General features: G+C 52.6%; 21 protein-coding genes. 8 read left to right on the top strand and 13 right to left on the bottom strand.

What is annotated here, in order from left to right:
- Positions 1-5: 5 nt before the first annotated feature.
- From NZ653_02625 to NZ653_02600, 6 genes are all read right to left on the bottom strand, one after another.
- The gene (locus NZ653_02625; GenBank protein MCS7286027.1) at positions 6-1556 is read right to left on the bottom strand and encodes a long-chain fatty acid--CoA ligase; all 1551 of its coding nucleotides are present in this window, start codon (positions 1554-1556) and stop codon (positions 6-8) included.
- Between the two features lie 16 nt (positions 1557-1572).
- Positions 1573-2565, bottom strand: coding sequence for a ketoacyl-ACP synthase III (locus NZ653_02620; GenBank protein MCS7286026.1), 993 nt, complete (start codon positions 2563-2565; stop codon positions 1573-1575).
- On the bottom strand, positions 2565-3371 hold the full coding sequence (locus NZ653_02615; GenBank protein ID MCS7286025.1) for an alpha/beta hydrolase: 807 nt from the start codon (positions 3369-3371) through the stop codon (positions 2565-2567). Before NZ653_02615 ends, NZ653_02620 begins: the two co-directional genes overlap by 1 nt.
- A gap of 14 nt (positions 3372-3385) precedes the next feature.
- Positions 3386-4912, bottom strand: coding sequence for a long-chain fatty acid--CoA ligase (locus NZ653_02610; GenBank protein ID MCS7286024.1), 1527 nt, complete (start codon positions 4910-4912; stop codon positions 3386-3388).
- A 10-nt stretch (positions 4913-4922) separates the two neighbouring features.
- A complete protein-coding gene (fabG, locus tag NZ653_02605) occupies positions 4923-5687 on the bottom strand; it encodes a 3-oxoacyl-ACP reductase FabG (protein ID MCS7286023.1) in 765 nt (254 codons plus the stop codon).
- A 62-nt stretch (positions 5688-5749) separates the two neighbouring features.
- Positions 5750-8974, bottom strand: a complete 3225-nt coding sequence (locus NZ653_02600) for a tetratricopeptide repeat protein (protein ID MCS7286022.1) — start codon at positions 8972-8974, stop codon at positions 5750-5752.
- A gap of 112 nt (positions 8975-9086) precedes the next feature.
- Between NZ653_02600 and NZ653_02595 the strand changes: the two genes are divergently transcribed.
- From NZ653_02595 to NZ653_02575, 5 genes are all read left to right on the top strand, one after another.
- Positions 9087-10097, top strand: coding sequence for an ABC transporter ATP-binding protein (locus NZ653_02595; GenBank protein ID MCS7286021.1), 1011 nt, complete (start codon positions 9087-9089; stop codon positions 10095-10097).
- Complete coding sequence (locus tag NZ653_02590) at positions 10087-10914, top strand: ABC transporter permease (protein ID MCS7286020.1); 828 nt, start codon at positions 10087-10089, stop codon at positions 10912-10914. The genes NZ653_02595 and NZ653_02590 overlap by 11 nt, the downstream gene beginning before the upstream one ends.
- Entirely contained in the window at positions 10911-11771 is an 861-nt protein-coding gene (locus NZ653_02585) for an ABC transporter permease (GenBank protein MCS7286019.1), read from the top strand. The genes NZ653_02590 and NZ653_02585 overlap by 4 nt, the downstream gene beginning before the upstream one ends.
- Positions 11772-11868: 97 nt before the next feature.
- On the top strand, positions 11869-14514 hold the full coding sequence (locus NZ653_02580; GenBank protein ID MCS7286018.1) for a hypothetical protein: 2646 nt from the start codon (positions 11869-11871) through the stop codon (positions 14512-14514).
- A 3-nt stretch (positions 14515-14517) separates the two neighbouring features.
- Entirely contained in the window at positions 14518-15264 is a 747-nt protein-coding gene (locus NZ653_02575; protein ID MCS7286017.1) for a prolipoprotein diacylglyceryl transferase, read from the top strand.
- Here NZ653_02575 and NZ653_02570 read toward each other — a convergent pair.
- Both NZ653_02570 and NZ653_02565 read right to left on the bottom strand, forming a co-directional pair.
- On the bottom strand, positions 15233-15595 hold the full coding sequence (locus NZ653_02570; GenBank protein ID MCS7286016.1) for a sulfite exporter TauE/SafE family protein: 363 nt from the start codon (positions 15593-15595) through the stop codon (positions 15233-15235). The two genes, NZ653_02575 and NZ653_02570, sit on opposite strands and share 32 nt — an antisense overlap.
- 19 nt (positions 15596-15614) lie before the next feature.
- On the bottom strand, positions 15615-16064 hold the full coding sequence (locus NZ653_02565; GenBank protein ID MCS7286015.1) for a Mut7-C RNAse domain-containing protein: 450 nt from the start codon (positions 16062-16064) through the stop codon (positions 15615-15617).
- A gap of 41 nt (positions 16065-16105) precedes the next feature.
- On the opposite strand from NZ653_02565, the gene NZ653_02560 reads away from it, so the two are divergent.
- Entirely contained in the window at positions 16106-17395 is a 1290-nt protein-coding gene (locus NZ653_02560) for an ammonium transporter (protein MCS7286014.1), read from the top strand.
- Positions 17396-17470: 75 nt separating this feature from the next.
- Here NZ653_02560 and NZ653_02555 read toward each other — a convergent pair whose 3' ends face one another.
- A complete protein-coding gene (locus tag NZ653_02555; GenBank protein ID MCS7286013.1) occupies positions 17471-18556 on the bottom strand; it encodes a class II aldolase/adducin family protein in 1086 nt (361 codons plus the stop codon).
- 96 nt (positions 18557-18652) lie between these two features.
- On the opposite strand from NZ653_02555, the gene folP reads away from it, so the two are divergent.
- Together folP and NZ653_02545 are read left to right on the top strand one after the other, a co-directional pair.
- The gene (gene folP / locus NZ653_02550) at positions 18653-19906 is read left to right on the top strand and encodes a dihydropteroate synthase (protein ID MCS7286012.1); all 1254 of its coding nucleotides are present in this window, start codon (positions 18653-18655) and stop codon (positions 19904-19906) included.
- A complete protein-coding gene (locus tag NZ653_02545; GenBank protein MCS7286011.1) occupies positions 19896-21290 on the top strand; it encodes an O-antigen ligase family protein in 1395 nt (464 codons plus the stop codon). Before folP ends, NZ653_02545 begins: the two co-directional genes overlap by 11 nt.
- A gap of 31 nt (positions 21291-21321) precedes the next feature.
- Here the strand turns inward: NZ653_02545 and NZ653_02540 are convergent, their stop codons facing one another.
- Genes NZ653_02540 through NZ653_02525 form a run of 4 tightly spaced genes read right to left on the bottom strand, consistent with a single transcriptional unit; the run spans position 21322 to position 25490 of the window.
- Entirely contained in the window at positions 21322-22179 is an 858-nt protein-coding gene (locus NZ653_02540) for a xanthine dehydrogenase family protein subunit M (protein MCS7286010.1), read from the bottom strand.
- A 3-nt stretch (positions 22180-22182) separates the two neighbouring features.
- Entirely contained in the window at positions 22183-23214 is a 1032-nt protein-coding gene (tsaD, locus tag NZ653_02535; GenBank protein ID MCS7286009.1) for a tRNA (adenosine(37)-N6)-threonylcarbamoyltransferase complex transferase subunit TsaD, read from the bottom strand.
- Between the two features lie 27 nt (positions 23215-23241).
- Entirely contained in the window at positions 23242-24447 is a 1206-nt protein-coding gene (locus NZ653_02530) for a methionine adenosyltransferase (GenBank protein MCS7286008.1), read from the bottom strand.
- A complete protein-coding gene (locus NZ653_02525; protein ID MCS7286007.1) occupies positions 24444-25490 on the bottom strand; it encodes a methionine synthase in 1047 nt (348 codons plus the stop codon). The genes NZ653_02530 and NZ653_02525 overlap by 4 nt, the downstream gene beginning before the upstream one ends.
- Between the last annotated feature and the right edge of the window lie 5 nt (positions 25491-25495).

Here is a 25495-nt window from a genome sequence, read left to right as displayed (position 1 = left end):
ACCTCCTATTCTCCAGCAAATTGTTTTCGCAGTTCTCTCTTAAGGATTTTGCCTGCTGCTGAAATAGGAAGGCTATCCATAAACACTATTCGCTTGGGGACTTTGTAGCTGGCCAGGCGCTCCCTGAGAAAGGCGATGAGCTCTTCCTCGGTGGCCGTTGTTCCGGGCTTCAGGACAACGCAGGCCAACCCAACTTCCCCCCATTTGGGGTCTGGCACGCCAATGACAGCGCACATGTGCACGGCCGGATGTTCGTAGAGGACTTTTTCTATCTCCACCGGGTAAACATTTTCCCCGCCTGAGATGAACATGTCTTTCTTGCGATCTACGATGTAAAAATACCACTCCTCATCATAATAGGCGAGGTCGCCCGTGTGGAACCAGCCTTCTTCATCCAGCATATTGGCTGTGGCTTCGGGGTCACCAAAATAGCCAGAGCATATGGAGGGGCCTTTAAGCACCAGTTCCCCAATTTGGTTAGGGCCTAAGGGACGGTTTTCATCATCAACGATGCGAACGTCCACGAAAAAGTTCGGGCGCCCAATAGAGCCGGCCTTACGGATGGCATCTTCGGGAGCTAAAGCGAAAACTCCAGGGCCGAATTCTGTCATCCCAAAACCCTGTTTAAAGCGGATTCCTTTTTCGCGTGTGTATTTTTCTATCAGCGGCACAGGCAGAGGAGCCCCACCACTGGTGCAGAACCTGAGGGAGGAAAGGTCAGCTTCTTCCCAGTTCGGGGCCTGAGCCATCATTTGATACATCGTGGGCACAGCAGCAAAGACGGTAACCTTTTCCTGTTCTATCAGCCTGAGCACAAGAGCCGGATCAAACTGGCGGATCAGGATGGTGGTGCCGCCCATGATGATTTGTGGCAGGGTATAGACAAAAAGGCCCCCCGTGTGGAACATGGGGAAGACGTTAAGGTAAATGTCATTGTGGGTGAGGTCATGAATGATGGTATTGAGAGTGTTCCAGGCTATCATCCGGTGGGAAATTTGAGCGGCTTTAGGAAAGCCCGTGGTGCCTCCTGTGAAGATCAGAGCGACGATGTCCTCAGCTTCCACGGTTTCGCAGGTAACAGGCTGCGCAGGGCTGCTCTGGAGTGTGGTTTCAAAATGCAAGCTTCCCTCTATACCTTCACCTTCTATATGGAGGTAGTAACGTATAGCATATTCTGTGCCCTGAATCGCAGCCTGAAGCTGAGCAACGTTATCCCGGAAGTCGCCGGAGTAAATAAGAACGGTGGGAGTAGTTTTGCGGATTATTTCTACCAGTTCTCGCCAATGGAGACGCCAGTTGAGAGCGGTGTGAATGGCGCCAAGTTTGGAGCAGGCGAAAAAGCAGTCCAGGTGTTCTACCCCATCCCGGGCCAGAATAGCTACCCTATCGCCCTTTTTGATTCCTGCTGAACTGCGGAGCCAGTTAGCGAAGCGATTAGCTCGTTCATTAAGTTGGCGATAGGTGAGGCGCCATGGAGGTTGTTTTCCGGCATCAATTATAGCCACCTTATCCGGGCTGTAAATAGCTCTTCGGCCGAGGTAATCTCCCACATACATGGAATTTTCTCCCCCGTTATATCCACCGCCACACAGAGGCAGCCATCGTGATACCACCGCCGCTGGTGCAGAAGACAATGATATCTCCTGGTTTGGGTCCTCGCCCCTGATTGATTAAATCATCCAGCGCCATTGCCACACAGGGCGAGCCTGTATAGCCCCATTTGTCCATTATCCAGTGGGTTTTCTCCATCGGTTGACCCAAAATTTGCATCATCAATTCAATAGTGCGCAGGTTGAGCTGGGTGAAGAGGAAGAGGCTCACATCTTCTACAGTGAGGCCTGCCTTTTCCAGAGCTTTCTGGATGAGCCATGGCCAATACTCGGTGTTAAAGGTGCGGGGGAATTTTTTGATGAATTGGACTCGCGGAGGGCCATACTTTTCCAGGTTTTCCGGGGTACAGGGTCTGAAAGTCCCACCGGTGTAAATGCCCAGGGCGTCATGGTATTCACCTCTGGCCAGAAACTGGCTCGCCAGGAACCCTGGCTCCTGACTCGGGCCGAGCACTACAGCCCCAGCTCCATCGGCAAAGAGGTTAGCGGTTTTCTTGTCTTTAAAGTCCAGGAAGCGGCTCATTCCATAGCCCCCCGCTACTAAGACGTAGCGCATTGATGGTTCGGTCATTATGTAGCGGGCACCCTGATCCAGGGCAGTGACCCAGCCAGCACAAGCGCTGTTTACATCCCAGCAGCCAGCATTTACTGCGCCCAGCTTATATTGCACCACCGCGGAAGTGGAAGGGGAGATATAATCTGGGGTGTCGGTGGAGACTATAATGAGGTCCAGGTCTTCAGGGCGAATGCCAGCCCGTTCCAGTGCTCTCTTGGAAGCCTCCACCACCAGATCAGAAGTGGTTTGATCAGGGGTCATCCAATGGCGCTGGCGGATGCCCACGTTTTCTATAAGCCAGTCACTGGTTTTCTCGCCCAGTATTTCGTCTATCTCTTCGTTGGTTACCACTCTTTCAGGCACATAACTTCCGGTGGCAACGATACGCACATGACGCATTAGCCAGCCTCCACATCGGGTTTCAGGAACTCCAGTAAAGCCCTTATAGTAGCTTGCGGGTCTTCTATGGGAAAGATGTGGCCTGTATTGGGGATGATTTTCACCCGAGCGTTGGGAAGCTTTCTGGCCAGAAGCTCTGCATTGCCAGGAGGGACCACTTTATCATGTTCGCCGAAGAGAATCAGCACAGGACAAGTGATTTGTGAAATGCGATCTTCAGCGTTATGGGTGGCGCCAGCCATAACCTGAGCCTGATACTGAGCCGGCGGCACAGGATTGGTCAGACGGTACTCCAGGAGTTCTTTGACTATTTCTGGATGGCGCTCAGCGAAACCAGGAGCACAAGCTACCTTGATTCCTCTATGGACCAATTCTACTGGATCACCATCTCGCTTGGTCAAAACTTCAAGGGCTTCCGGGGTAATGGGGATAACATTGGGGCCTCCGTAGGTGGTGGAAGCCAGAACCAGCTTTTCTACCAGCTCTGGCCTGGCTAAAGCTAATTCCTGGGCAATGAACCCTCCAAGGGAGTGACCCATTACATAAGCCTTGCTAATTCCGAGGCCATCCAGGAGCCCTGCGGTGTCAGCAGCCATCATCTTCGTAGTGTAGGGGCCCGGGGGCTTATCGCTTTCGCCTGCCCCCCGGTTGTCGAAGGTAATCACCTTAAAATGTTTTGCAAGGTCAGGCACAATCTTGTGCCAGAACCAACGTCCGTAACCAACACCGGTAATTAAAACCAGTGGATGACCGTCCCCGGTCACTTCATACGCAACTTCTATGTCGTTCACCTTCATCCTTGGCATTTAGACCTCCTTGTCTATGAGCCGTATTCCTTTTTCAGACGCTCCTTATCTATTTTGCCTGCTCCTGTTTTGGGCAAAGCTTCCAAAAAGACGAAAGACTTGGGAACTTTGTAGCTGGCCAATCGCTCCCGGCAGAAAGCTATTAGTTCTTCTTCAGTGACGGAGAAACCAGGGCGAAGGGCTACAATAGCCCGGCCCACTTCTCCCCATTTGGGGTCGGGTACTCCTATGACTGCGGCTTCAGCTACTGCTGGATGGGCATGGAGGACGCTTTCAACTTCGGCAGGATAAACGTTTTCGCCTCCGGAAATGAACATGTCCTTGATTCGCCCAACTATGTAGTAATAGCCTTCAGCATCACGTTTAGCCAGGTCGCCAGTGTAAAGCCACCCATCCCGAAAAGCCTGAGCTGTAGCTTCAGGGTTATTCCAGTAACCAGCGCAGACATGAGGCCCACGGATGAGCAGTTCTCCTACTTCTTCTGGACCGCATTCGGTTCCATCGCTCCGCACTATTTTCAAGTCAATATGGAAGAGAGGAAAACCCACAGAACCAGGCTTGCGTCGGACATCTTCCGGAGGGAGCCAGAAGGTATTAGGGCCGGCCTCAGTAAGGCCATAGCCTGTCTTGAAATTAACCCCTCGCTCCCAGAACTTCTCAAATACGGACATCGGGCAGGGCGCGCCGCCGCTTATCACAATTTTGAGGCGAGAAAAATCGGCTTCTTCCCATCGCGGATGCTGCTGAAGCATAATGAACATTGTAGGAACACCGAAGAACACTGTCACCCCTGCATCACGGATTAGGTCAAACACCTGGTCGGGATCAAAGGTTTTGCAGACAATACTAGTGCCTCCGATATAAACGAGAGGAGCGGTAAAGACGTTCAGGCCACCTGTGTGGAAGAGGGGAGCATTCAGGATTGCCACATCATCGGGGGTAAGACCCCATGAGACAATAGTGTTAACGGCGTTAGCTGTGATGGAAAGGTGAGTTAGAACAGCTCCTTTCGGAAAACCTGTGGTCCCGCCGGTGTAGCAAATAACCCACGGATCATTCCAATCCAGGTCTATTTCTGGAAGAGGATGGTCTGAGAAGGATTCGCGTTCAGAAAAGGCCACATCATCTGGGGCTGCCTTTTCCCCGAGGGCGATGTAATAACGGAGTTCAGGCACTTTGCCCCGCAGGGCATTGACCTGGGAGGTGAATTCGCTTCCGTAGACCAGGGCTACTGGCCTCCCATCAACCAACAGGCTTTCCAGCTCGTAAGGGGTAAGGCGCCAGTTCAGAGTCTGCATAATTCCACCGATACGGCCCAGAGCAAACCAGAGATCTAAATACTCCACACAATTGTGAGCCAGGATAGCCACTCTATCGCCTTTGCGAACTCCAAAACGCTCCTGAAGGAAACGGGCGGTGCGGTTAACCGTTCGGCTCCATTCTCGATAAGTTATGGGACGATGGCCCTTCAGCGTATCTATCAGGGCAACCTTGTTGGGGGTAAGTAGTTCCCGGCGTCCGAGCCAGTCACCAACAATCATTCTTCCTCCTTCAGGTGCCTACCACGATTCCCCCATCTACCCTTAGCACAGCACCGGTTATGTAAGAGGCTTCATCAGAAGCCAGGAACAGGTAGGCGTTAGCAACATCCCGTGGATCGCCCAGACGGCCCAGGGGGATACGGCTTTTCATAAGTTCCAGGATTTTTTCCGGCATCTGGCGGACCATATCGGTCAGAATAAAGCCCGGTGCTACCGCGTTAACCCGGATGTTGTATCTTCCCAGTTCCCTGGCCCAGACCCTGGTCATCCCGATAACACCAGCTTTGGAAGCAACGTAATTGGTTTGACCAAAATTACCATCTATTCCTACAACCGAGGAAGCATTGAGGATGACCCCTCCGCCTTGCCGGATCATGTAAGGCACAACGGCCTGAGTACAGTTGAAAACTCCCTTAAGGTTAACAGCAATTACCCGATCGAAGTCCTCTTCGGACATCTGACTTACCACTTGACCATCTTTGTATTTCACCAGCAGGGCATCCCGGAGGATACCGGCATTGTTCACAAGTATATCAACCCTGCCGTATCGGGCGACAACGTCGTCTACCCAGGCCTGAACCGCTTTCCTGTCAGTAACATCTACTTTGTAAAAACGGGTTTCATCTCCCAAATCCACCGCTGTTCGGCGGCCTGCCTCCTCATTCACATCGCAGATGATAACCACCGCTCCTTCCTCGGCAAAGCGGAAAGCAGTGGCCTGACCTATGCCCATAGCTCCACCAGTAATCAGAGCAACGCGGTCTTTGAGACGCATAGCCTTACCTCCTCGCAGGAAAGAGGATAACATGGGGCGGTTACAAAAAAGTTACAAAATGGTTACTTAAGGCGGTCATTGCGGATTTCTTCGTAAAGCTGAATAGTGGCGGGAGAAGGGTCTACCTGAAGTTCTTTCTGGAGTATTTCTGCGCATTGTCTGAAAGTTTTGAGGGCTTGAGCCTTGCGGCCTGTTCGAGCGTAGGCTAACATTGTCCAGCGATAGGCCTGCTCCCAGCAAGGATCACGAGCTAATATAGCCCGACAAACCGTTAAAACCTCTTCCCAGGCCTCTTTCTGAGCCAAAAGTTCGACCACTTTATCGGCAGTGCGCAGGTAAAGGATAAGAATTCTTTCTCTTTCTTCGCTGCACCAGGCTTCGTAAAGGCAATCCTCCAGATAATTTCCCTGATAAAGGGCTAAGGCCCGCTGGTAATGTTCTAGGGCTTTGCTGGGGTCTTGCTTGAAGAGTTTATCTCCGCAAGCTATTTCCTTTTCCATTTCCTCCACATCCAGCCATATATCGGCACCAGGCCTCAACCCATAATGAGAGCCGTCCCGAAGGACATAGGCGGAAGGCGCCCCTTCTGAACGTTCGGGCTCCAAAACCTTACAGAGAGTGCTCAAGGCTACCTTAAAATCTCGTTTAGCTGTTTCAGGCTCCAAGCCGGGCCAGAGCATCTCCAGGATCTGGTCCCGATCCAGCATGGTGTGCCGGTAAGTCAGGAGAAGTTGAAAGAGTCTTCTGGCCTTTTCACGGCGCCATTCCAGCGGGAGTATTTCCTTGTTCCCCCGCCATACTCTGAACGGCCCCAAAGTCTGGATTTTTAACTGATATCCCGGGTGGAATTCCACCTTCTCCAAGCCCATAGTCCGAAGGAGGCGCTCTACGCAGGCAGGATGCAGACCAGAACTGCGGGCATAAAGCAGAATCGGAACCACCATGCGGGGGTCAGGAGGCCCTAAGAGGGTGCGTTTGGTGAGAAGGTAATCATAGCCATGGTTGTGGACCAGGCGAAGGAGTTCTTCGGCATCTCGCCTCAGCCGAGCTTTGTCGTTTTTGTGCCACCATATGAGAGAAAGCCAAAGCCGGGCAACGGCTTCCCCATAGGGGTCACTGCACTCTCTGAAAGCTGTGAGGGCCTGCGTAAGCCAGTCCAACGCCAGGCTATATTCGCCAGCCAGGACATATCCTGCTCCCATAGAAACCCGGATCAGGGCCGTTATCCATTCATCTCCTGCCTGTTGTGCGATCTCTATTCCTTGACGGGCCGCCTCTAAAGCGGCTTCCAGTTCTCCCTGAAAGCCATGAGCTCGGCAGAGGCCCCAGAAAGCTTCTACCTTAAGGCGTGGCACTGCCAAATCTTCGCCTAAAGCGATGGCTTCCTGATAACAGCGATAGGCATGAGAGTAACCATCCGGATTATCCCGGATAAGCCAGGAATGCCCCTGCCGCATATACCCCACAGCGGTCACAAAGGGGGAGTGAAGAAGTTGACCTCTCTTAGTGCCCTCTACAGCGCACTGATATGCAGCTTCAGGTTCTCCTTGGAAAGCTAAAATCAGGGATAAAAGGAGCAGCGTCTCCCGGTGAGCCCGTGGTCTGAGAATAGGCTCCCGACGCTCTCTTTCCGCCTGCTCTTCCAGCAAACGACGGGCTTCATTGAGCCGACCTGTGCGCAGAAGCACCCGGATGGCTAATTCGGCTTCGCCTGGTCCTTCTTCCCGAAGGGTGCGAGCCTGTGCTCGCAGGCGCTCAGCCTCCTCCGGACGGCCCAGATTTAACTGATTTTCTGCTAAGAGTTCCAGAAGACGAGCAAAGCTCTCCCGGTCTTCTTGCCCATCAGCAAGGCGCAAAGCTTCTTGGAGGTATCGCTCTGCCTGGACAGGGTTGACAGTGTCCAGATAAACACGAGCTTTACCCCGCAGTGCCTGGCCAACACCTCTGTTATCACCTCTGAGGCGGTAGCGTTCTTCGGCTTGCTGATACCAGCCGAGAGCTTCATGGAAGCGGCTTCGGAGGCGAGCGATGTCTCCCAGATATATGAGCAGGGCCGGATGAGATGCCAGAACCTTAGGTGGAAGCATTCCGAGCCAATTGGAGAGGACTTCAAGACGCCCAGCCTGCACCATATCTCGGCCCAGGCTTTCCAAGATCGCAGCGGCTTCCTCCCAAGCCTGGGCAGCAAGAAAGTGGTGGACAGCTCTTGCTTCGTCGCCCCTCTGAACAAAGCACCTGGCAGCTCGCATGTGGGCCTGTTGTGCTTCCTGAGGTGATAATTGGTGGTAAAGAAATTCCCGGAACAAATGGTGGTAGCGGAAGAGCCCTTCGCCTAAACTTACAATAAAAAGGCCATTTTCTACAAGGTAGTTTATTATAGAAGCGCTATCATCAGCCTCGCGCAAACAATCGCAAATGGCAGGCGATAAATCCTGCAGCACGGCCGTCTTGAGGAGGAAATCCTGCATTCTCGGTTCTAATTGCTCTAAAACCTCCCGAGCCAGATATGAAAAGAGGCTTTCACTTGGGCCAGTCACCTGCTTAAGGGCTTCGGAAAGGCTGGAAGCGCTGTGCCTCTGAAGAGCCTTTCCAATTAACTGCAGTGCAATAGGCCATCCTTCCGTTCGCTCCGCTAAAAAAGCAATCTCGGAAGAGGTTAGAAAAAGCCTGTATTTTTGAGCAAAAAGAGCCCCTATTTCCTCAGGTTTAAAGGCCAAATCCTCCTGGTGAATCTCTAAAACTTCCCCATGGGCTTTCCACCGGACTAGGGTTGGGAGGTTAAGCACATAGCGGGTTGAGAGGATCGTGTGCAAATCTGGTGGGGAATGAGCGATAAAGCGGTCCAGAAGGCTTAAAGTTTCTGAAGAACCTTTAAGGAAATGGGCGTCATCCAGAATGAGCAGGTGAGGAGAAGCAATCTTTGCCGCCAGCTCATCCAGTAAAATGTCCACAAGCTGAACCAGGGGGAAGTGTCCGCTACTTTCTTCCAGGAAAGCCAGGGCCAGCTCCAGGCTATCGGGGAAAAGGGAGCGGAAGCCGTGAGCCAGGTAAGTTAAAAAAGTTACAGGGTCGCTGTCCTCTCGCTCCAACTGATACCACACGTAAGGGATCCCTTGCCCGGCTAAGCTGGCTAAGGCCGTGCTCTTGCCGTATCCGGCTCCTGCCCGGAGGATGGTTAGGCGGTAATTTAAGGCTTCAAGAAGTTGCTGGGTAAGACGCGGGCGGGCCAGCACCCGTTCTGATAGACGCGGAGGCAATAACTTTACCCTGAGCAGTACTTTTTCCATAACTATTCCCGCCTCCTTATTATCATTATACCACACAATAAAGAGGTGCACGCTTGCCTGCGGTGGGGGCGATATACTATAATTTCTCCGATTTCCAGACAAGGTTGGGCCTATGCACAAAGATTGGGCCATAAAAACTGAAAACCTGTGGCGAATCTTCACAGTGCAGGAAAAGCGCCAGAAACGCCGGAAAGAGGTCATTGCCCTAAGAGAAGTCAACCTGGAAATAGCTAAGGGCGAGCTTTTCGGCCTCCTGGGCCCCAATGGCGCCGGAAAAACTACTTTGATAAAAATCCTCACTACTCTACTGGCACCAAGTTCCGGAAAAGCAATAGTCGCAGGCTTTGATGTGGTCCAGGAGCCCCACAAGATACGCCCAATAATCAACATGGTGTCCGGAGGGGAAACCTCGGGCTACGGGCTGCTTACGGTGAAGGAGAATCTCTGGATGTTCGCTCAGTTCTACGGGATGCCTACATCCGAAGCCAACCGCCGGATTGAGGAACTCCTGCGGCATGTAGGTCTTGCTGAATGGATGCATGTTAAGGTCTCCCAGCTTTCTACCGGAATGCGCCAGAAAATGAACCTCGTCCGGGGCTTTCTTACGGACCCTGAAATCCTCTTTTTGGATGAACCAACCCTCGGGCTTGATGTAAACGCCGCGCGGCAGATCCGGCAGTTCATAAAGGAGTGGCTGCAGGAACATCCCAACCGCACTGTTTTCCTGACTACCCACTATATGCATGAGGCGGAGGAATTATGCGACCGGGTGGCTATAATTGATCAGGGCAGGGTTGTGGCCTGCGATTCTCCAGCGGCATTGAAGCAGCGCCTCCGCCATGAAGCCCTATTCGAATTGGACATAACTTACCCAAACGATTTGACCTCCGACGCACTGGAAGCTATCCCTGGCGTTCGTCGTGCCATATTCTGCGAAATTGATAGTGGGGCAAAACTGGACTTAGTTTTAGAGGAAGATTCAGCTTTAGCTGGGGTAATCCACAAATTGACCGCACACTCCGTTCAGGTGCGCCGTCTAACCAAACGGGAACCCACATTGGAGGATGTTTTTGTGGAACTTGTGGGCCGGCCCTTCAAAGAGGCGGAAGGAAGTGAGAGCTAAAGCCACAGGTTGGAGGCTTTTCCTGAAAACAGTGGTGGCCAGAGCCTATCCGAGGATTATAGGTCAGCAGAGGGAAAAATCCTGGCTTTTCTTTGATGTTTTCCTACCAATGCTGGCAGTTTCAGCTTATGTTTTCATTTACCGCGCTATCGGAGCACCGGAAGAATACGTGGGCTTTGTGGTGCTGGGCGGAGCAATGACTGCCTTCTGGCTCAATGTCCTCTGGAGCATGTCCACCCAATTTTACTGGGAAAAAGAAACGGGCAACCTCTCTCTCTTCATAATGGCTCCGGCCCCCAAGATGGCGATTCTCCTGGGGATGGCCTTGGGAGGTATGTTAGCTACATCCCTCCGGGCCGGAACGATAATTGTCATAGGAAGCTTTCTGTTCAAGGTCCATTATTCTATCTCCAGCCTCCCCCTTCTTCTGGTCGTCTTTTTCCTAACCCTTGTAGCTTTGTACGGCCTTGGGATGATGAATGCTTCCCTTTTCCTCCTGTGGGGACGAGAGGCCTGGCACCTGGCCAGCTTAGCCCAGGAGCCCATTTACCTTCTATCCGGGTTTTACTTCCCCATTAAAAGTTTAGGATTCTGGGTAGCAGTGGTGGCTTCCCTGATGCCTCTCACCCTCGGCCTTGATGCAATGCGCCAGCTTCTTTTTCCATCCGGTGCCTCTTTGGGCTTTCTAAATGTTTACATAGAAGTGGCAGCTCTCGTTTTTTTGAGCGTAATTTTCATTATAGCTGCCCGGCTGTTGCTGGATTATATGGAGAAAAAAGCCATCCGTGAAGGAAGATTGCTGGAGATCCAGCGATGAAGGCCCGACTGCTTTCAGCTTGGCGTTCCTTTTTTATAGCAACGTGGCTTGGCTGGCAGATAGAATCCAACTGGACAGATCCCCTGCTTTTCGCCATTTACTCCATAATCAAGCCCCTGGCCTCCGCTGCTATCCTGGTGGTAATGTATGGGGTAATAACCGGTGGCCAATTCAGAGAGCCCATCTTCCCCTACATTTACTTGGGCAACGCCTTTTACATCTACGTAGGTTCGGTTATGGTGGGAATTTCCTGGGCAGTGATAGATGATCGGGAACACTACCGCACTCTAAAGTATATCTACGTTGCTCCTGTGCGTCTTCCCTTTTACTGGCTTGGGCGCGGTGTGGCCCGCTTCCTGATAGGGTCCTTCGCTGTTCTTGTAACCCTCCTTTCTGGTGTCCTTTTCCTGCATTTGCCCATTAACCCCGCCCAAGTAAACTGGCCTCTTTTCTTCCTGTCATGGGGATTGGGCATAATAATGCTAGCTTTCATGGGGCTTATCCTGGCTAATATAAGCCTCCTTGTGGCCCATCATTTTTTCCTGATCGGCGAAGCAGTGGCGGGAGCCCTGTACCTTTTCAGCGGAGCGGTTTTCCCCTTAGAAGTTTTACCCGCCTGGCTTCGACCCTTAGGGTTCATCATGCCCATAACTTACTGGCTGGAGCTAATTCGTCGGTCTCTTCTCGGAGAAGGGGTGAGGGCTTTTCCAACCCTCGCCTCTTTCAGCAATGGTGAACTCTTGGGAATAATGCTGGGCCTTTCGGGCCTTTTTGGAGCAACAGCTTTCCTTTCCTTCAAAGCTTGTGATTTCCTGGCCCGCGAGCGCGGTCTCATTGACCGCACCACAAACTATTGATAGATTGCCCTTGGGTTTAGCTCCATCCCCGCTTCGTTTGCCACCCGACAAGGTTGATGGTATTATAGGTCTGTAAAAGCTCAGGGAGAAACAAACGATGAAGGCACTGGTTCCCGTGCTCTTGCTTGTTCTAACTCTCATCCTTACCTACCCTCTGCCTCTCCACATGACCACTCACGTTCCAGGGAGCAATATCTGGGCGTTTGACGAATACACTTTTATCTGGAACATCTGGTGGTTCAAACGTTCCCTTCTGGAATTTCGCACCTCTCCGCTTCATACCGATTACATTTTCTTCCCGGTAGGGACAAAGCTGATCCTTTACACCTACAATCTCTTCAACTGCGCCCTGGCCCTTCCTCTGACCTTCTTCCTGCCGCTGCCCTTAGCGAGCAATCTGGTATTGATTTTTACCTGGGTTGTAAGTGGGTGGGGAGCTTACCTTCTGGCCCTCTACCTTCTGCGCCGCTGTGGTCTTAAAGAGTACGCCCGGACTGCAGCTATCTTGGCCGGGGTGTTTTATGCCTTTGCCTCCAACCGGCATATTTACGCGGCCCTCGGCCATTACGACATGGTTAGCACTCAGTGGATTCCATTTTATGCCCTTTTTTTCATCCGCGCTGTAGAGGAGCCAGGGCTAAAAAATTCCTTCATGGCTGGCCTCTTCGCCACCTTGGCCATGCTCTGCGAGATGATTTTCGGCACCTTTTTGTTCATCTTCTCCCTCTTTTACCTGTTTCTGCGTCGGAAGGAGCTCTACCGCCCAGGGCTATTCCCAAGGATGGCTCTCCTGGCCCTGGTGGTGTTGCTTACTTACTGGCCTGTGCTGATACCGGTCCTTCGGGAATTCGTTCAAGGAGAATACGAACTGAAAGGGTGGGGAGATGCCCTGAAATTATCCACTGACCTTGTGGGGTTCTTCACCCCTACAGCCCTCCACCCCGGGCTGGGCTCCGGGTGGGAAAAGGAGCTCAGGTCAGTAATAGAGGGCACCTCTCGTTTCGCTGATGTGAACACGGTTTTCCTGGGTTATTTTTCCCTGGTCCTGGCCACCATGGCTGTACTGAAGATTTCCACCAGGATGGCCAGAGCCTGGGCTGCTGAAAGTTTACTGTTTGCCTCTTTCTGCCTGGGCCCTGTCCTCCAGATTAATAAGCGCTACGTTTTTGATATGGATGGCATCCCCATAACCATACCCATGCCCTTTGCCCTCCTTCATTACATACCCATTTTCCGAGCGAACCGTGTTCCGAACCGCTTCAGTGTTATCTTAACCCTCTGCCTTTCCGTTCTAATAGCCTTTGGAGGGCAGAAGTTCCTGAGCCTTCTCAGGAATCGCTTTTCTCATGAGTTTTCCAGAGCAGCTGGAGGGGTGCTCGCCATCTTGATAATTGTAGAGCATCTGGCTATACCTATGCCCCTGACCGATGCCAGAATCCCTGCGCCGCTTCTGGTGATAGGGCAGGAAAAGGAAGAGTTTACCGTTCTGCAGCTGCCCCTTGGGTGGCGCAACAGTTTCGGGATGGCAGGAGCTGAAAGCACCCAGGCTCAGTATTACCAGACAGCCCACGGCAAAAAGCTTCTGGCTGGGAACATTTCCCGTAACCCTCCTTTCCAGTTTGAGTATTTCTTGCGTTTGCCATTTTTCCAGGCCATCGTTTCCGCCGAAACCTACAGGGAAGTCCCTCCTGAGCTTGAGGCTAAAGCCAGAGCCCAGGCCCCGGAACTCGCCCGCCTCTACGATATACGCTACCTGGTGGTTTTACCCCCCACTCCTGGAAGACCTCCTTACTCTGATACCTACACCAGGACTCTGGAGCTTATGGAAAGGATTTTGCCAACCGAGCTCTATCTGAAAGGCGATGGGGTAAGGGTGTATAAAGTAAAAGCTCCTCTGCTCGCTTCCTCTCTAAAGATAGACTTTGGGACGGAGGAAGCTCTGCCTTACCTTGGGGAAGGGTGGGACAGGAACGAGGAGATTGCAGGCACGACTGCCGTCTGGGCTGTTTCAGAGCGGGCTGTGGTCTTTTTGCCTCCGATGGAGAAGGCCTCTTACGGCCTTAACCTCAGGATCGCTCCTTTCACTTACCCCGCTTCCCCTGAACAAACTGTCAGGGTTTCCCTCAATGGTGTAGCTCTGGGCGAGGCGAGGCTTTCTCCAGGGTGGAATGAGATTTCTTTTGCCGTTCCGGAAGGATCTCTTCTCCCCCGGCTCAACAGGCTTGAATTGCAATTTTCCCACCTGGCTTCTCCCCGCAGGGTCTTCCCCCCCGAGTTCGCTATAGGTTCAACCGGAGTGAATTCCCCCGTTGAGTTAGAAATCCACTCCAGCAAAGGTTTCGCTTTCATAACTGTGGGGGGGAAAAATGCTTCCCTCAACAAGCCCGGGCTTAACATTGCGGTTTTAGATCAAAAGGAAGGGAAAATTCTGGCAATGGGGGTTTTCGGGCCGGGAGATGAGGAAAGCTTTCTCTCCTTTGCGGAAAGAATAGCTCAAGGAAGCATTGTGGTGGGGGCGGTTTGTGAGGGTCTTTGGCCTGCAAATGCCCTGGATGTCCTTCAATCCTTCGGGCTCAGAGGGCCATCAAAAGGTCCTGGCTACGCCTTGGTGGGGGTCAAGGGAAGCCCTTCTGGTTCTGGGCTGGAAAGAGAAGGAGAGGATGCTTACATCAAGCTCGGATACAATCCTGACACCCGCACTCTGGCCGCAGCTGTGGATTTTATCCGTCTGGAAAGGAGGTAACTGGTGAAGCCCCTTTTCTGGATATGGAAGTGGCCTGTTATGCCTTACTCCCTGCTTATGGCACTGGGGTTTCTGGTGAGTTTAGCTTTTTTCATTTGGTCTGGAAAAAGGCGCTGGGGTATTGAAAAGGCTTTAGATGCCTTTATATGGAGCATGTTTGGAGGAGTTATGCTGGGAAGGGCGGGATTTGTGGTTATCAATTGGGAGTATTTTTCGGAAAGTCCTGGGGAGGCCTGGCAGTTCTGGAGAGGGGGACTTGCCTTTCCCTTTGCTCTGGCCGGAGGACTTCTGGCCCTGGCCCTTTTTGCTCGTCTTCAAAGGTTGAATTTAGCAGAGCTTTTGGACATTGCTTCTTTGTCCCTTGCCCCGGCTCAGGCTTTTGGGTGGTGGGCATGCTATGCGGCTGGATTTGCCTATGGAAAAGAGTGGAAAGGCTTTCCTGCCCTTTTCCTGCCCGATGTTTACGGTGTAAAAGCTTATCGCTTCCCGGTTCAGCTTGCGGGGGCCTTCTGGAGTGCCCTGATTTTCGCCTTTTTGCTGGCCATTTACCTGAAGGCGTGTAAAACCGGGAGCGTTTTTCTGATTTATGCTTTCGGGTATTTGCCCTTTGATTTCTCCCTTCGTTTTTTCCGAGGGGATGTCACCAGGATACTGGGGCCTTTGGAGCTGGGTCAGCTGGTTCTGGCTTTTGTGCTCGGCTTTTCCCTAACGCTTTACTTTACTTTCCCCAGATCATCTTCAAAGCTATGAGCAGCAAGGCAAATCCGAAGACTCTCTTCAGAACCTCTTCCGGGAGGTGCACGGCCAGTCTGGCTCCAAGCGGACCGCCAGCTAAGAAGCCCAGGGCCAGGAGGAAAGCGAATTTTAAATTCACAAAGCCCTGCTGATAGTAAGTGTAGGCTGCCAGAATTCCTGCGGGAAGGACAAACATGGCCAGGGTAGTACCCTGAGCGTAATGTTGAGGCATTTTGAACATGTAAACGAGGGCAGGTATTGTTATAACTCCACCTCCTATCCCTATGAGACCGCTGAGGACACCAGCGCCGAATCCTACCGCAAGGCATAGAAGGATGGTAAACATGGAGGTTCCTCCATATAGTTTAACTTCGTGTGAGTTTGTCCAGACATTCTTTCATCCTTTGCCAGTGGCTGCCTCTCCAGTAAATCCGGTGGCAGGTTGGGCATGCGCTGAAGTGTTCGTGGGTTTGAAATACATAGAGAGGGACCTTTTCACGGACGCTCTCTTTGTTAACTGGATTGAGGGGCTCATTGCATATTGGGCAGCGAGAGAAGCTATTTCTTGTTTCAAGTCCGAGTTCTTTGAACACCTGAAGGAGCTGTTCCTCCAGGGAGGAGCTTTTTATAAGGAGAGCCCTTACCCCCCTCCTGCGGGCGAGTTCCTGGTCCCGGGTGAGAAGCACTCTCTCTTCCGCCATAGCCCGGTAAGCCAGCTCATCGTCGTCCAGGTGGGGGAAATAGAGGGTATCGTAGCCCAGGATGCGGAGCCATTTGGCAAGGGAGCCTAACATGCTATCGGCTATAAACTTCATGGTTCTCTCCTCAGGCAAAATTTCCAAAAGGAGGTTGCACTATGTTGAGCCTTTTGAGCCTGCTTCTCCCGCTGGGTTTCGCCCTCGTGGCCATAGGGGGGAGGAAACCACAAGAGGCTAAAGATATTGTTTACATCTTTTTCCTTTCCCTGGCCCTTGGGACCCTTGGCTATTTTGTAAGCGGCTTTGCCCTGGAATTCGGGGGCATAGGCCTCGTCCACAGGGACATAAAGGGACTCGATGGCCTTATCTGGGAATGGTCTCCCTTGGATGTGCGGTGGGGGCCAGGCTGGGGAGCAATAGGCCTTTACGGTTTCTTTCTCAGGGGTGAGGAGCTTTCTCCTGAAGCTTTCGCCCTCTTCCTCCATGGGCTCTCCCTCGTTTCTCTGGCTGTATTTCTCCCCCTGGCTAACCTTTGGGGCAGGGTTAACCGCTTTATACTTTTGTTCATAGGACTGATTATTGCCTTTTTCCTTCACCCTGTCGTAGGGAACTGGGTTTGGGGTGGTGGGTGGCTTTATCACCTGGGGAAAAATGTAGGGCTTGGCCATGGTTTCATTGATGTGCTGGGGGCCTCTTCCCCGCACCTTATGGGGGCCTTTGTCTCTTTCCTGGGAGCAGCTATCCTGGGCTTCCGCCAGAAGCCCGCTCCAGTTCCTGTCATGCCTCCCGTTCATCTTCCTCTTCTGGCAGGCACTGGCCTCGTTCTGGCTGTCATAGGGGCTGGAGCTTTTCTCGCCGGTCACCCTGTGTATTCTGTTTACCCTACCATTTGTGTAAACGTGGGAATGGTGAACGTTCTGCTGGCAACGATGGGAGGAATCCTGGGAGCCTCCATTTATTCTTTCCTTGTCACCGGTTCCGGGGACTTTCTCATGGCCGTTAGGGGAGGGGTGGCGGGTCTCATAGCCGGAGGGACCTGTTCCTTCTTTATCCCTTTCTGGGCTGGATGGCTCGCGGGTCTCATGGTAGGATTCCTCATTCCATTTGTGGTCTACCTCTGGGAGGAAGTTTTCAGGTTTGGGGACCCCTCGGGGGTGATGGCCACAAGCGGTTTGGGAGGAATTGTAGGAATTCTGCTTCCCGCTTTCCTGGCCGATGGCAGGTATGGCGAAGGCTGGAACGGTATTCCAGGAAACTACTTGGGGGTTTCTGGCCAGGGGGTGAGTGGGCTTCTGGTTTTGCAAGGCTTTATCCCGGACTTTCCCCATCAGCTTTATGCTCAGCTAATAGGCCTTGCCGCAGTATTGTTATGGACCACCATAACGGTAATGCCCCTTTTTCTTATCACTCGATATTATACATCAAAGGGGCAGAAAGCAACAACTTAAAACACTGATTTGGAGTTTCAAGCAAAAGTAGCTTCAGGCGCATGAGAATAGCTTGCCTGCGTTTGAGAGGTTCTGTCAGGGCATCATGGGAACTTGGGTTATGAGTTTACCTCTTATGCGTTCAAAGATTTCGTCCAGGCTTCGTCCGGTTATGGTCAGACCGTGGTTCTTTAGCCCCACTATGGCTCTGGAGGGGTCTTGAGCTTGTTTGAGGACGTTAACCACTTCCTGGGCCAGTTCCCTTGTCCCGCAGGGGTAGTTCTGACGGGTGGGGACCACTCCCTCCATCCAGGCATGAGCGTGGACAATGGCTCTCACTTCAGGAAAAGTTGAATAGATGAGGTAATGCTCAATGGCATCAACCGAGGCCCGAACCGTGGGGTCATGATCTGGTGGAACGCTTACTAATATGGTGTTCTTTTCGGGGTTAAAGCCTTTTATCAGGACAATATCTTTCCCGATTCTGGAGAGCTTTGCCTTGTTAACCCCCCTGGCTGTCATCCAGAAAGTAGTTCCTCCAAGTTCCGGGATGTCCTCGCGAGCGCTCAAGTTGCCATAGCTTAAGCCCGTTATGCCGTAGAGGAGGTAGACGTGCCGCAGATCCCGCTCTGATAGGAGTTCGTGGATCGGGAAGGGGGCTGGCAGGATGCCCATTCTGTCCATCTCTCGCCCGTAATGAATGAGCTTTTCCGTCACAGGGGTGCCGTTCCAGTAAGCGGGAGGCAAGTCAGGGATAATTTCGTTCTCTATCACCAGGACGGAGCAGGCCAGAGGCATTAAGTGGCTGTAAACCTCTTCGGGGTCCCAAGGGACTTTGTAGAACCCGGCTTCCAGGGTTGTAAAGTAGATATCGGTGTTTTCGCCCCTGACGTGAGCGTAAAGCACGAGGTTGGAAAGGCTCCGGACCAGCACGGTGTAAGCGGCCCGGTGGGCATTCTCCGGAAGTTCTTCCACCGTGGCCAGGCTTGCCACGAACACCCCTTTTGATTTACGACGATAGGGCCGGGGCTCATTAGCATCCGTCAGATTAAGGATTAATCCGACCTCTGGGTCGTCCTCATGGGAAAGTATATGCCCCTTTGATTGCAAAATGGCCACAATTTTCTCAGCCAGCGCATCTCTAACAGGTTGCTTGTCTCTGGCTACTACCGCAAATTTCATCTCTTCCCCCTTGCTGAGGTTTTTAATTTAAAAAACACTTGAAGGTGCCCTGAGATTTTTGGTATAATTAGGCCACACTCCGCAAGGAGGTGAAAGATGCGAAAATTTAATGCCCGGATTCTGCAGTATTTTACCCCCGATGGCCTCAGAAAAGAGCTGGAAAAAATAGGAGTGGACCAGGAAGGCCTTCAGCTTATGCTTCCCAAAGGTTTCTTCAGGGCTGTGAAGCTGGAAAACGTCAATTACGATATTGCTCACATCCTCAAGCAGGAAATGCTCAGGCTCGGAGGGGAAGGGGCTATATCGGCGGCGGTGTATTTCGGAGCTGCTGCCCCCACCGATGTCATTCTGATGGGAACGGTGGCTCAGCTGGAGGCTCTGGTTTCCTTCCTACGCCAGTTCCCCGATGATACCATAAGAGCCATCGCTGAAGAAATAGAAGGAGCCCTGAAGAATTACCACGGGGGAAGCTTAAAGCCGATGGAGATCGGGGGTAAAAGTTTTGTATGGGGCGAGCGCACCTACGTTATGGGAATAATTAACGTTACGCCCGATTCTTTCTCCGGAGATGGCCTTGCCGGAGACGTGGAAAAGGCCGTAGAGCAGGCTCTCCGTTTTGTAGAGGAGGGAGCCGATATCTTAGACATAGGAGGGGAGTCAACCCGACCCGGTTCTCAGCCCATTTCAGAGGAAGAAGAGTTAAATCGGGTCATGCCGGTTCTCAAGCGGCTGGTCAGGGAGGTAGATGTGCCCATTTCTATTGATACTTACAAAGCCAGAGTAGCACAGGAAGCCCTTGAAGCTGGGGCCAGCATGGTTAATGATGTGTGGGGGTTGAGGATGGACCCCGATATGGCCAGGGTTGTGGCTAAATACAGGGTCCCGGTTGTGATAATGCACAACCGCTCTCAGCCGAAAAATGCTGTTCAAGAGGAACGTCTCGGGGGCCGTTATGTAGGGATAGAGTACCGCGATCTTATGGCAGATATCATCCAGGAACTTGAGTACAGCATAAACCTTGCCCTTGAAGCTGGTGTGGATTTTGACAAGATTATAGTGGACCCGGGTATAGGCTTCGGAAAGACGGTGGAGCAGAATCTGGAAATCCTCCAGCGTCTTGGGGAGCTCAAAGTTTTGGGGAGGCCCATCCTTCTGGGGACTTCCAGAAAATCGGTGATAGGATATGTCCTCAATCTTCCTCCGAGCGAAAGGTTGGAGGGGACCGCAGCTACGGTAGCCCTCGGTATAGCTGCCGGAGCAGATATAGTGAGGGTGCACGATGTAAAAGCGATGGTTCGGGTCGCCAGAATGACTGATGCAATTGTAAGAGGAAGCTTTCGTGAGGCTTAGAGAAACGTTTCTGGCCCTGGCGACAGGGCTGGTTATTTTGTTTTTGCCTGTAAAGTGGTCCGCAGCTCTGCTGGGAGCGACAACGGTAAGCATAATCGTGCTTTTACATCCGGTGGCAGTTTTCCCTCTTTTAGCTCTGAGCATACCCCTGGGCTCTATCCGGGAAATTTCCATAGGCCCGGCCCGGGTTGGGCTAACTGAATTAACGGTAGCGCTGGCAGCAGGGGTATGGCTGGCGAGAAAATCGGTATTGAGGGAAAACTGGCGTGGCTTTGGCCCCTTCTTTCTACCAGCCCTTATCCTCTACGGGGTAATGGCCGTTTCCGTTCTCCAAGCCACTTCTCTCGAATACTCTCTGAAAGAGCTCCTCAAATGGGGTGAAGTCCTTATGGTCTACCTCATTATTTCCACAGCCATTGAAGAGAAAGGTATTCCCTGGATCGTCGGAGGGCTTCTTCTGGCAGGTTTTGTGGAAGGCTCCTTCGGGGTTTATCAGTTTTTGACCCGCTCTGGTCCCGAGCACTTTGTGGTAATGGGGAAATTCGTTCGGGCTTATGGGCATTTCATGCAGCCTAACCCCTTCGGTGGATACATGGGTCTTGTTATGCCTCTGGCTCTGGCGGCAGGCCTGGGTCTGATTCTTGATAGGGGAATTTCCTGGCGGCTGCGCTTGAGTCTGGGATCGGCCTGTCTTGCTGTGGCGGGGGTGACAGGAATGGCTCTGATTATGAGCTGGTCAAGGGGGGCATGGCTGGGGGCAATGGCGGCTCTGGCGGTTTTAGCGGCGCTTATGGATAAGAGGGTCTCCATCGGTTTGGGTCTATTGTTCCTGATTCTGGCTTTGCTTATAAGGCCTCCACTGGAGCCGTTTTTGGCGAGGTTCCGGGATTTGTCCATTTCACCCGGCCTGGAGGATTTGAGGACTGCCGAGATAACCGATGAAAACTATGCCATCATAGAAAGGCTTGCCCACTGGGATGCTGCCCTTAGGATGTGGGGGGACCATTTCTGGTTTGGGGTGGGAATAGGAAACTACGAGCCAGTTTATCACGCCTATGCTTTACCACGCTGGCCTGAACCCTTAGGCCATGCTCATAATTACTACTTGAACATCGCCGCTGAGACCGGATTTATCGGGTTACTGGCTTACCTATTCTTTTGGGGATGGGTCTTTGTTCAAACCCTGCGAGCCCTCAGGTGGATTGCCGGGTGGAAGAGGGCTCTTATGGTTGGCGCCATCGGCAGTTTCATCCACCTGACGGTCCACAATTTCTTTGACAATCTTTACGTCCATGGGATGTACCTTCATGTGGCTGCTGTTTTAGGCGTTGTCTCCCTGCTTATAATGGGCCAGGATGCGGTGCGAGGAAAGAGGAGTGGTTGAAAGGGTGAAAAAGTTACAGGGGTAGTGTTTCCTAAAGGTGGACGGCTTCCACGAGGGCGCGGCGCACAAGAACTTTAACCATGTCTTTGCGGTATTCAGCTGAGCCTCGCAGGAGGCTGGAACGGGGTTGAGCCTCTTCCTGGGCCAGGCGAGCGGCTTCTTCTATATTTTCCAGCGATATTGGAGAACCTTTGAGGAACTCTTCAGCTTTCCGGGCTCTGAAGGGAACCGGGGCCACAGGCCCTATGGCGATGGCAACTCTGGAAAATCGGCCTTCGTCCCAGCCCGCTACCACTCCGACGTTAAGGATTGGAAGTATCAGAGCACGACGGCGGGCAAGCCTCTGGAAAGACGAGCCTTCATTTTCTCCCAGCGGGCGAAATCGCACCCCTTTGACCAGCTCAATGCACGGATTTATACAGCATTCCCCTACGTTTCTGTGGAATTCGGTTATTGGTACCCAGCGGGTGCCGTCCTTAGAGGCTATTTCCACCTCTGCGTCCAAGGCCAAAAGGGCTATGACGGAATCGGCTGCGGGCATAGCGTTAACGAGGTTGCCTCCGATGGTCCCCACATTTCGGATCTGAAGGGAACCAATGCTCCGGCAAGCCCTGGCTAAGAGGCTGGCCCTGGCCTGGATAAGGGGAGATTCCGCCACTTCCTGGTGAGTGGTTGTTGCACCAATCCAGATGTAACCGTCTTCTTCCCTTATGCCTCTGATTTCGGGGATACGGGTTATATCCACAAGAACTCCAGCGCTTACTTCGCCCCTTTTGAGCTGGAGGACCAGGTCTGTCCCCCCGGCGATTATGCGTGCTTCTCCGCCGTAGCGCTCCAGAAGCTCCAGGGCTTCTTCTACACTGCGGGGAAAAAGGTACTCTTTTATCATTGGCTACCTCCTCGTTCCGAGCCTCAGGTTTGGGATCACATCAAGGTCCCAACTGCTTCTCAGCCCTTTTATAAGGTTAAAGTAACCTGCCGCAGCCACCATAGCGGCGTTGTCGGTGCAGAGCTCCGGAGGTGGCCAGCGGACCGGGACGGGGACTAAGGCTTTCATCTTTTCCCGCAGAAGAGAGTTGGCTGCCACCCCTCCTGCCAGAAGGACTTCTTTGACTTTGTAGTTCATAGCCGCCTGGCGTGTTTTTTCCACCAGAACTTCCACCACTGCTTCCTGGAAAGAGGCTGCGAGGTCTGCAACAGGTATGTGAGCTGGAATTTTAACCTCCGGCTTTAGAGATATGTCTTCTCCGTAGCGCTGGATTTCTCTCAGGACGGCGGTTTTGAGGCCGCTGAAGCTGAAATTGTATGTCCCTTTAAGCCAGGCTCTCGGGAACTTGAAGGCCTCGGGGTTCCCACGCTTTGCTTCCCGCTCTATCGCTGGGCCTCCAGGAAAGCCAAGGCCCAGCAGTCTGGCTATTTTATCAAAAGCTTCTCCAGCCGCATCGTCCAGGGTGTGGCCCAGCTCTTGATATTCTCCATGGTCTTTCATGATGAAAAGGGAGGTGTGGCCTCCCGAAACTACCAGGCACAGCAGTGGAAATTCAGAAGGCGGTTCATCTGTGAGCCAGTTGGCATAAATGTGAGCCTCAATGTGGTTTATTCCGATGAGGGGAAGGCCCCTGGCCCACGCAATGGCCTTGGCCACGTTCACTCCCACAAGGAGAGAACCTGCCAGTCCTGGCCCGTAAGTGACCGCTACGCCGTTGAGGTCTTCCCATGTAACCTGAGCTTTCTTGAGGGCTTCTTCTATCACCGGGACTATGGAGAGGATGTGCTGGCGGGAGGCTATTTCAGGGAAGACTCCACCGTAGCGGCGGTGGATTTCAATCTGGGAGGCCACCACGTTGGAGAGGATGAAGCGGCCATCTCTCACCACCGCAGCCGAAGTTTCGTCGCAAGAAGTTTCAATCCCCAGGATCAGCATCTTGCCTTCAATCCTTTACCCCTTCTTTTACCAGACTGGATACTCTCCCCGGGAAAGGGCAGCCGTAAAGTTATAGATGTTAGCCAGTTCCTCCTCTATTATAGCAACAACTTCTCCTCTTATGGCCTCAAGCTCTACTCCAGGCTTGAGGATAAGCTGGGCTGAGGCGATAAGAGGCTGATCTATGGGCCGCCCTATCTGTGAACAAAGCCATACATACACCTCTCTTATCCCCTCTACTCGATGGTAAAGCTGGTCGGCAATGCGGTGGGTTAGGAGATTGTAGATTTTGCCCACATGGCTTACGGGGTTTTTACCAGCAGCAGCTTCAGTGCTCATGGGCCGGTTCAGGGCGATGACTCCGTTCACTTTGTTTCCGCGCCCTACCTGGCCGCAATCGCCTCCTTCTGCGCTGGTGCCCAGGACTGTCAGATACATTCCGGCTTCGCCTCGCCCCGGGACATCAAGGGTGTTGAGGTCAATGATGATGTGGTCAAAATTGAGGTTTCTGCTTTCTACAAAGGCCTTTACAGCTTCCCTTATCTCTTCCTTGCGGGCAAAATACTGGGCTTCGCTTTCCACGAAGCGGTCTACGAAAGCCATGGCGATAGTCAGGGTGAGATGGCGGTTGTAACGGTAGCCCATAACTTTTATGTCCTCTCCGGATTCAGGGAAGCGGGCTTTGAATTCAGGGGAGTTAAGGAACCGCTCCACTTCGTAAACAATGCGTTCGGTCTGGGTCAGGGGAGCATAACCAACGGCAGCAGAGGTATCGTTGGCGCCAATCACTTCCCGGGCAAAGATGTCCACCAGTTCTGGAGAGCCGGGCTTTATTTCATTCTGGTAAACTACATGCTTTTCAGGATCCACAAAGCGCAGGTTCCTGCGGATCCAATTTTTGGCCGTCTCAATGGCTATTTCCCCCACAGGGACTTTCTTCCCCTGAAATTCGTAGATGGCCCTATCACCGAAGATGAGCTTCATTGGCTCTATTACCCTGCCTCCGCCGAGCTTGGGCTCGGTGATTCCGGCCACCAGAAAGCCCTTATCTATGTTGTGGTGAAGGATTTTCCCGAAGGTTTCAGTGTAGGCTTTACACAATGCTACTGAAACTTCCTCCATTATGGCATCGCAGATGGAATCGGGATGTCCTGTTCCTTTGCGTTCCACGAGTTCCACCTGTTGCTCTTCCACTGGGACTGATTTAAGGGCTTCTATCAGGATATTTCTCATTTTTGCACCTCCTTAAGGTATTTATCCTGAAGCCTCCTGGCCACCTCCGCAGCCATCCCGATGACTTTCCCGGCAGTTTCAAGGCTCAAGGAGCCCGTCCCGCAGGAAGGGGTTATCATGGAGGCGTTGATGAGCATCTCCTGGGGGATGCCTTTCTTTATCAAGAGGGACATCGCTTGCTCCAGCTTGGCCACCAGGCTCTCGGGAGTTTCGCGGTTTATTTCCTCGCCAGCGGGGACAATCCCCCAGGCGATTATCCCCCCTCGTTCCAGGAACCGCTTTACCTCTTCCGGATAGAGGGCCAGGTTTTCTGCGTACCCGTAGGCGTCAAAGTTGAGGATATCAATAGAGGTCTCCAGAAGGATGGACCAATCGGTATTGGCGCAGCAGTGAACACCTTTGAGGCCCTTTATCCCCGAAAGGACTTCTTCCACCAGGGATATAACTTGTTCGCGGCTCAGGGGGACAAAGGCCGAACCGAAGGCAGCCATGTAAGGCTCATCCACAAAGATTATGGTGCTGGAGGAAATTTTCCTGAGCTCCTTCTCCTGCCAGGCAGCTTTCAAGCGCAGGTGCTTGGCCACCGCCTCTGCAAGGACTTCGTCGTAAAGGATCGGACGCCGCTCCTGATCCACTACGCTTAGCCCCCAGCTCACAGGGCCTGTAACCTGACCCTTTACCGCTACTACCGGATGGCCCGAAAGGTACTGGTGAGCAGTGGCCAGGCCCTGAGCGTAATCGGGACTTATGGCGCCGTGTTCCAGTTTGTTCTCAAGGTAGGCAATATACAGGGCTTCCAGCTCAGGCTCCAGGTCCCGGGTTTTGTCAACATAAATTCGCCTGTTTTCCAGGTCCAGGACCAAGCCCGGGAATTTTTCCGAGAACTGGACGTACATGTTTTCCAAAAAGCTGCGGCGGGGCAGTTGAGGCCAGTTGGGGACTACAGGGACTTTTTCCAGGATGATGGCCCAGGCTTCCCCGGCACTGGTATGGGGCAGGCTACCTACCGTTGTGAGTTGCCATAAGAGTTTTCTTCTATCCATAAAGG

It is taken from the genome of Anaerolineae bacterium (genome assembly GCA_025062375.1).
Classification (GTDB): Bacteria; Chloroflexota; Anaerolineae; order SpSt-600; family SpSt-600; genus SpSt-600.
This window is presented reverse-complemented; position numbering and strand designations above follow the sequence as displayed.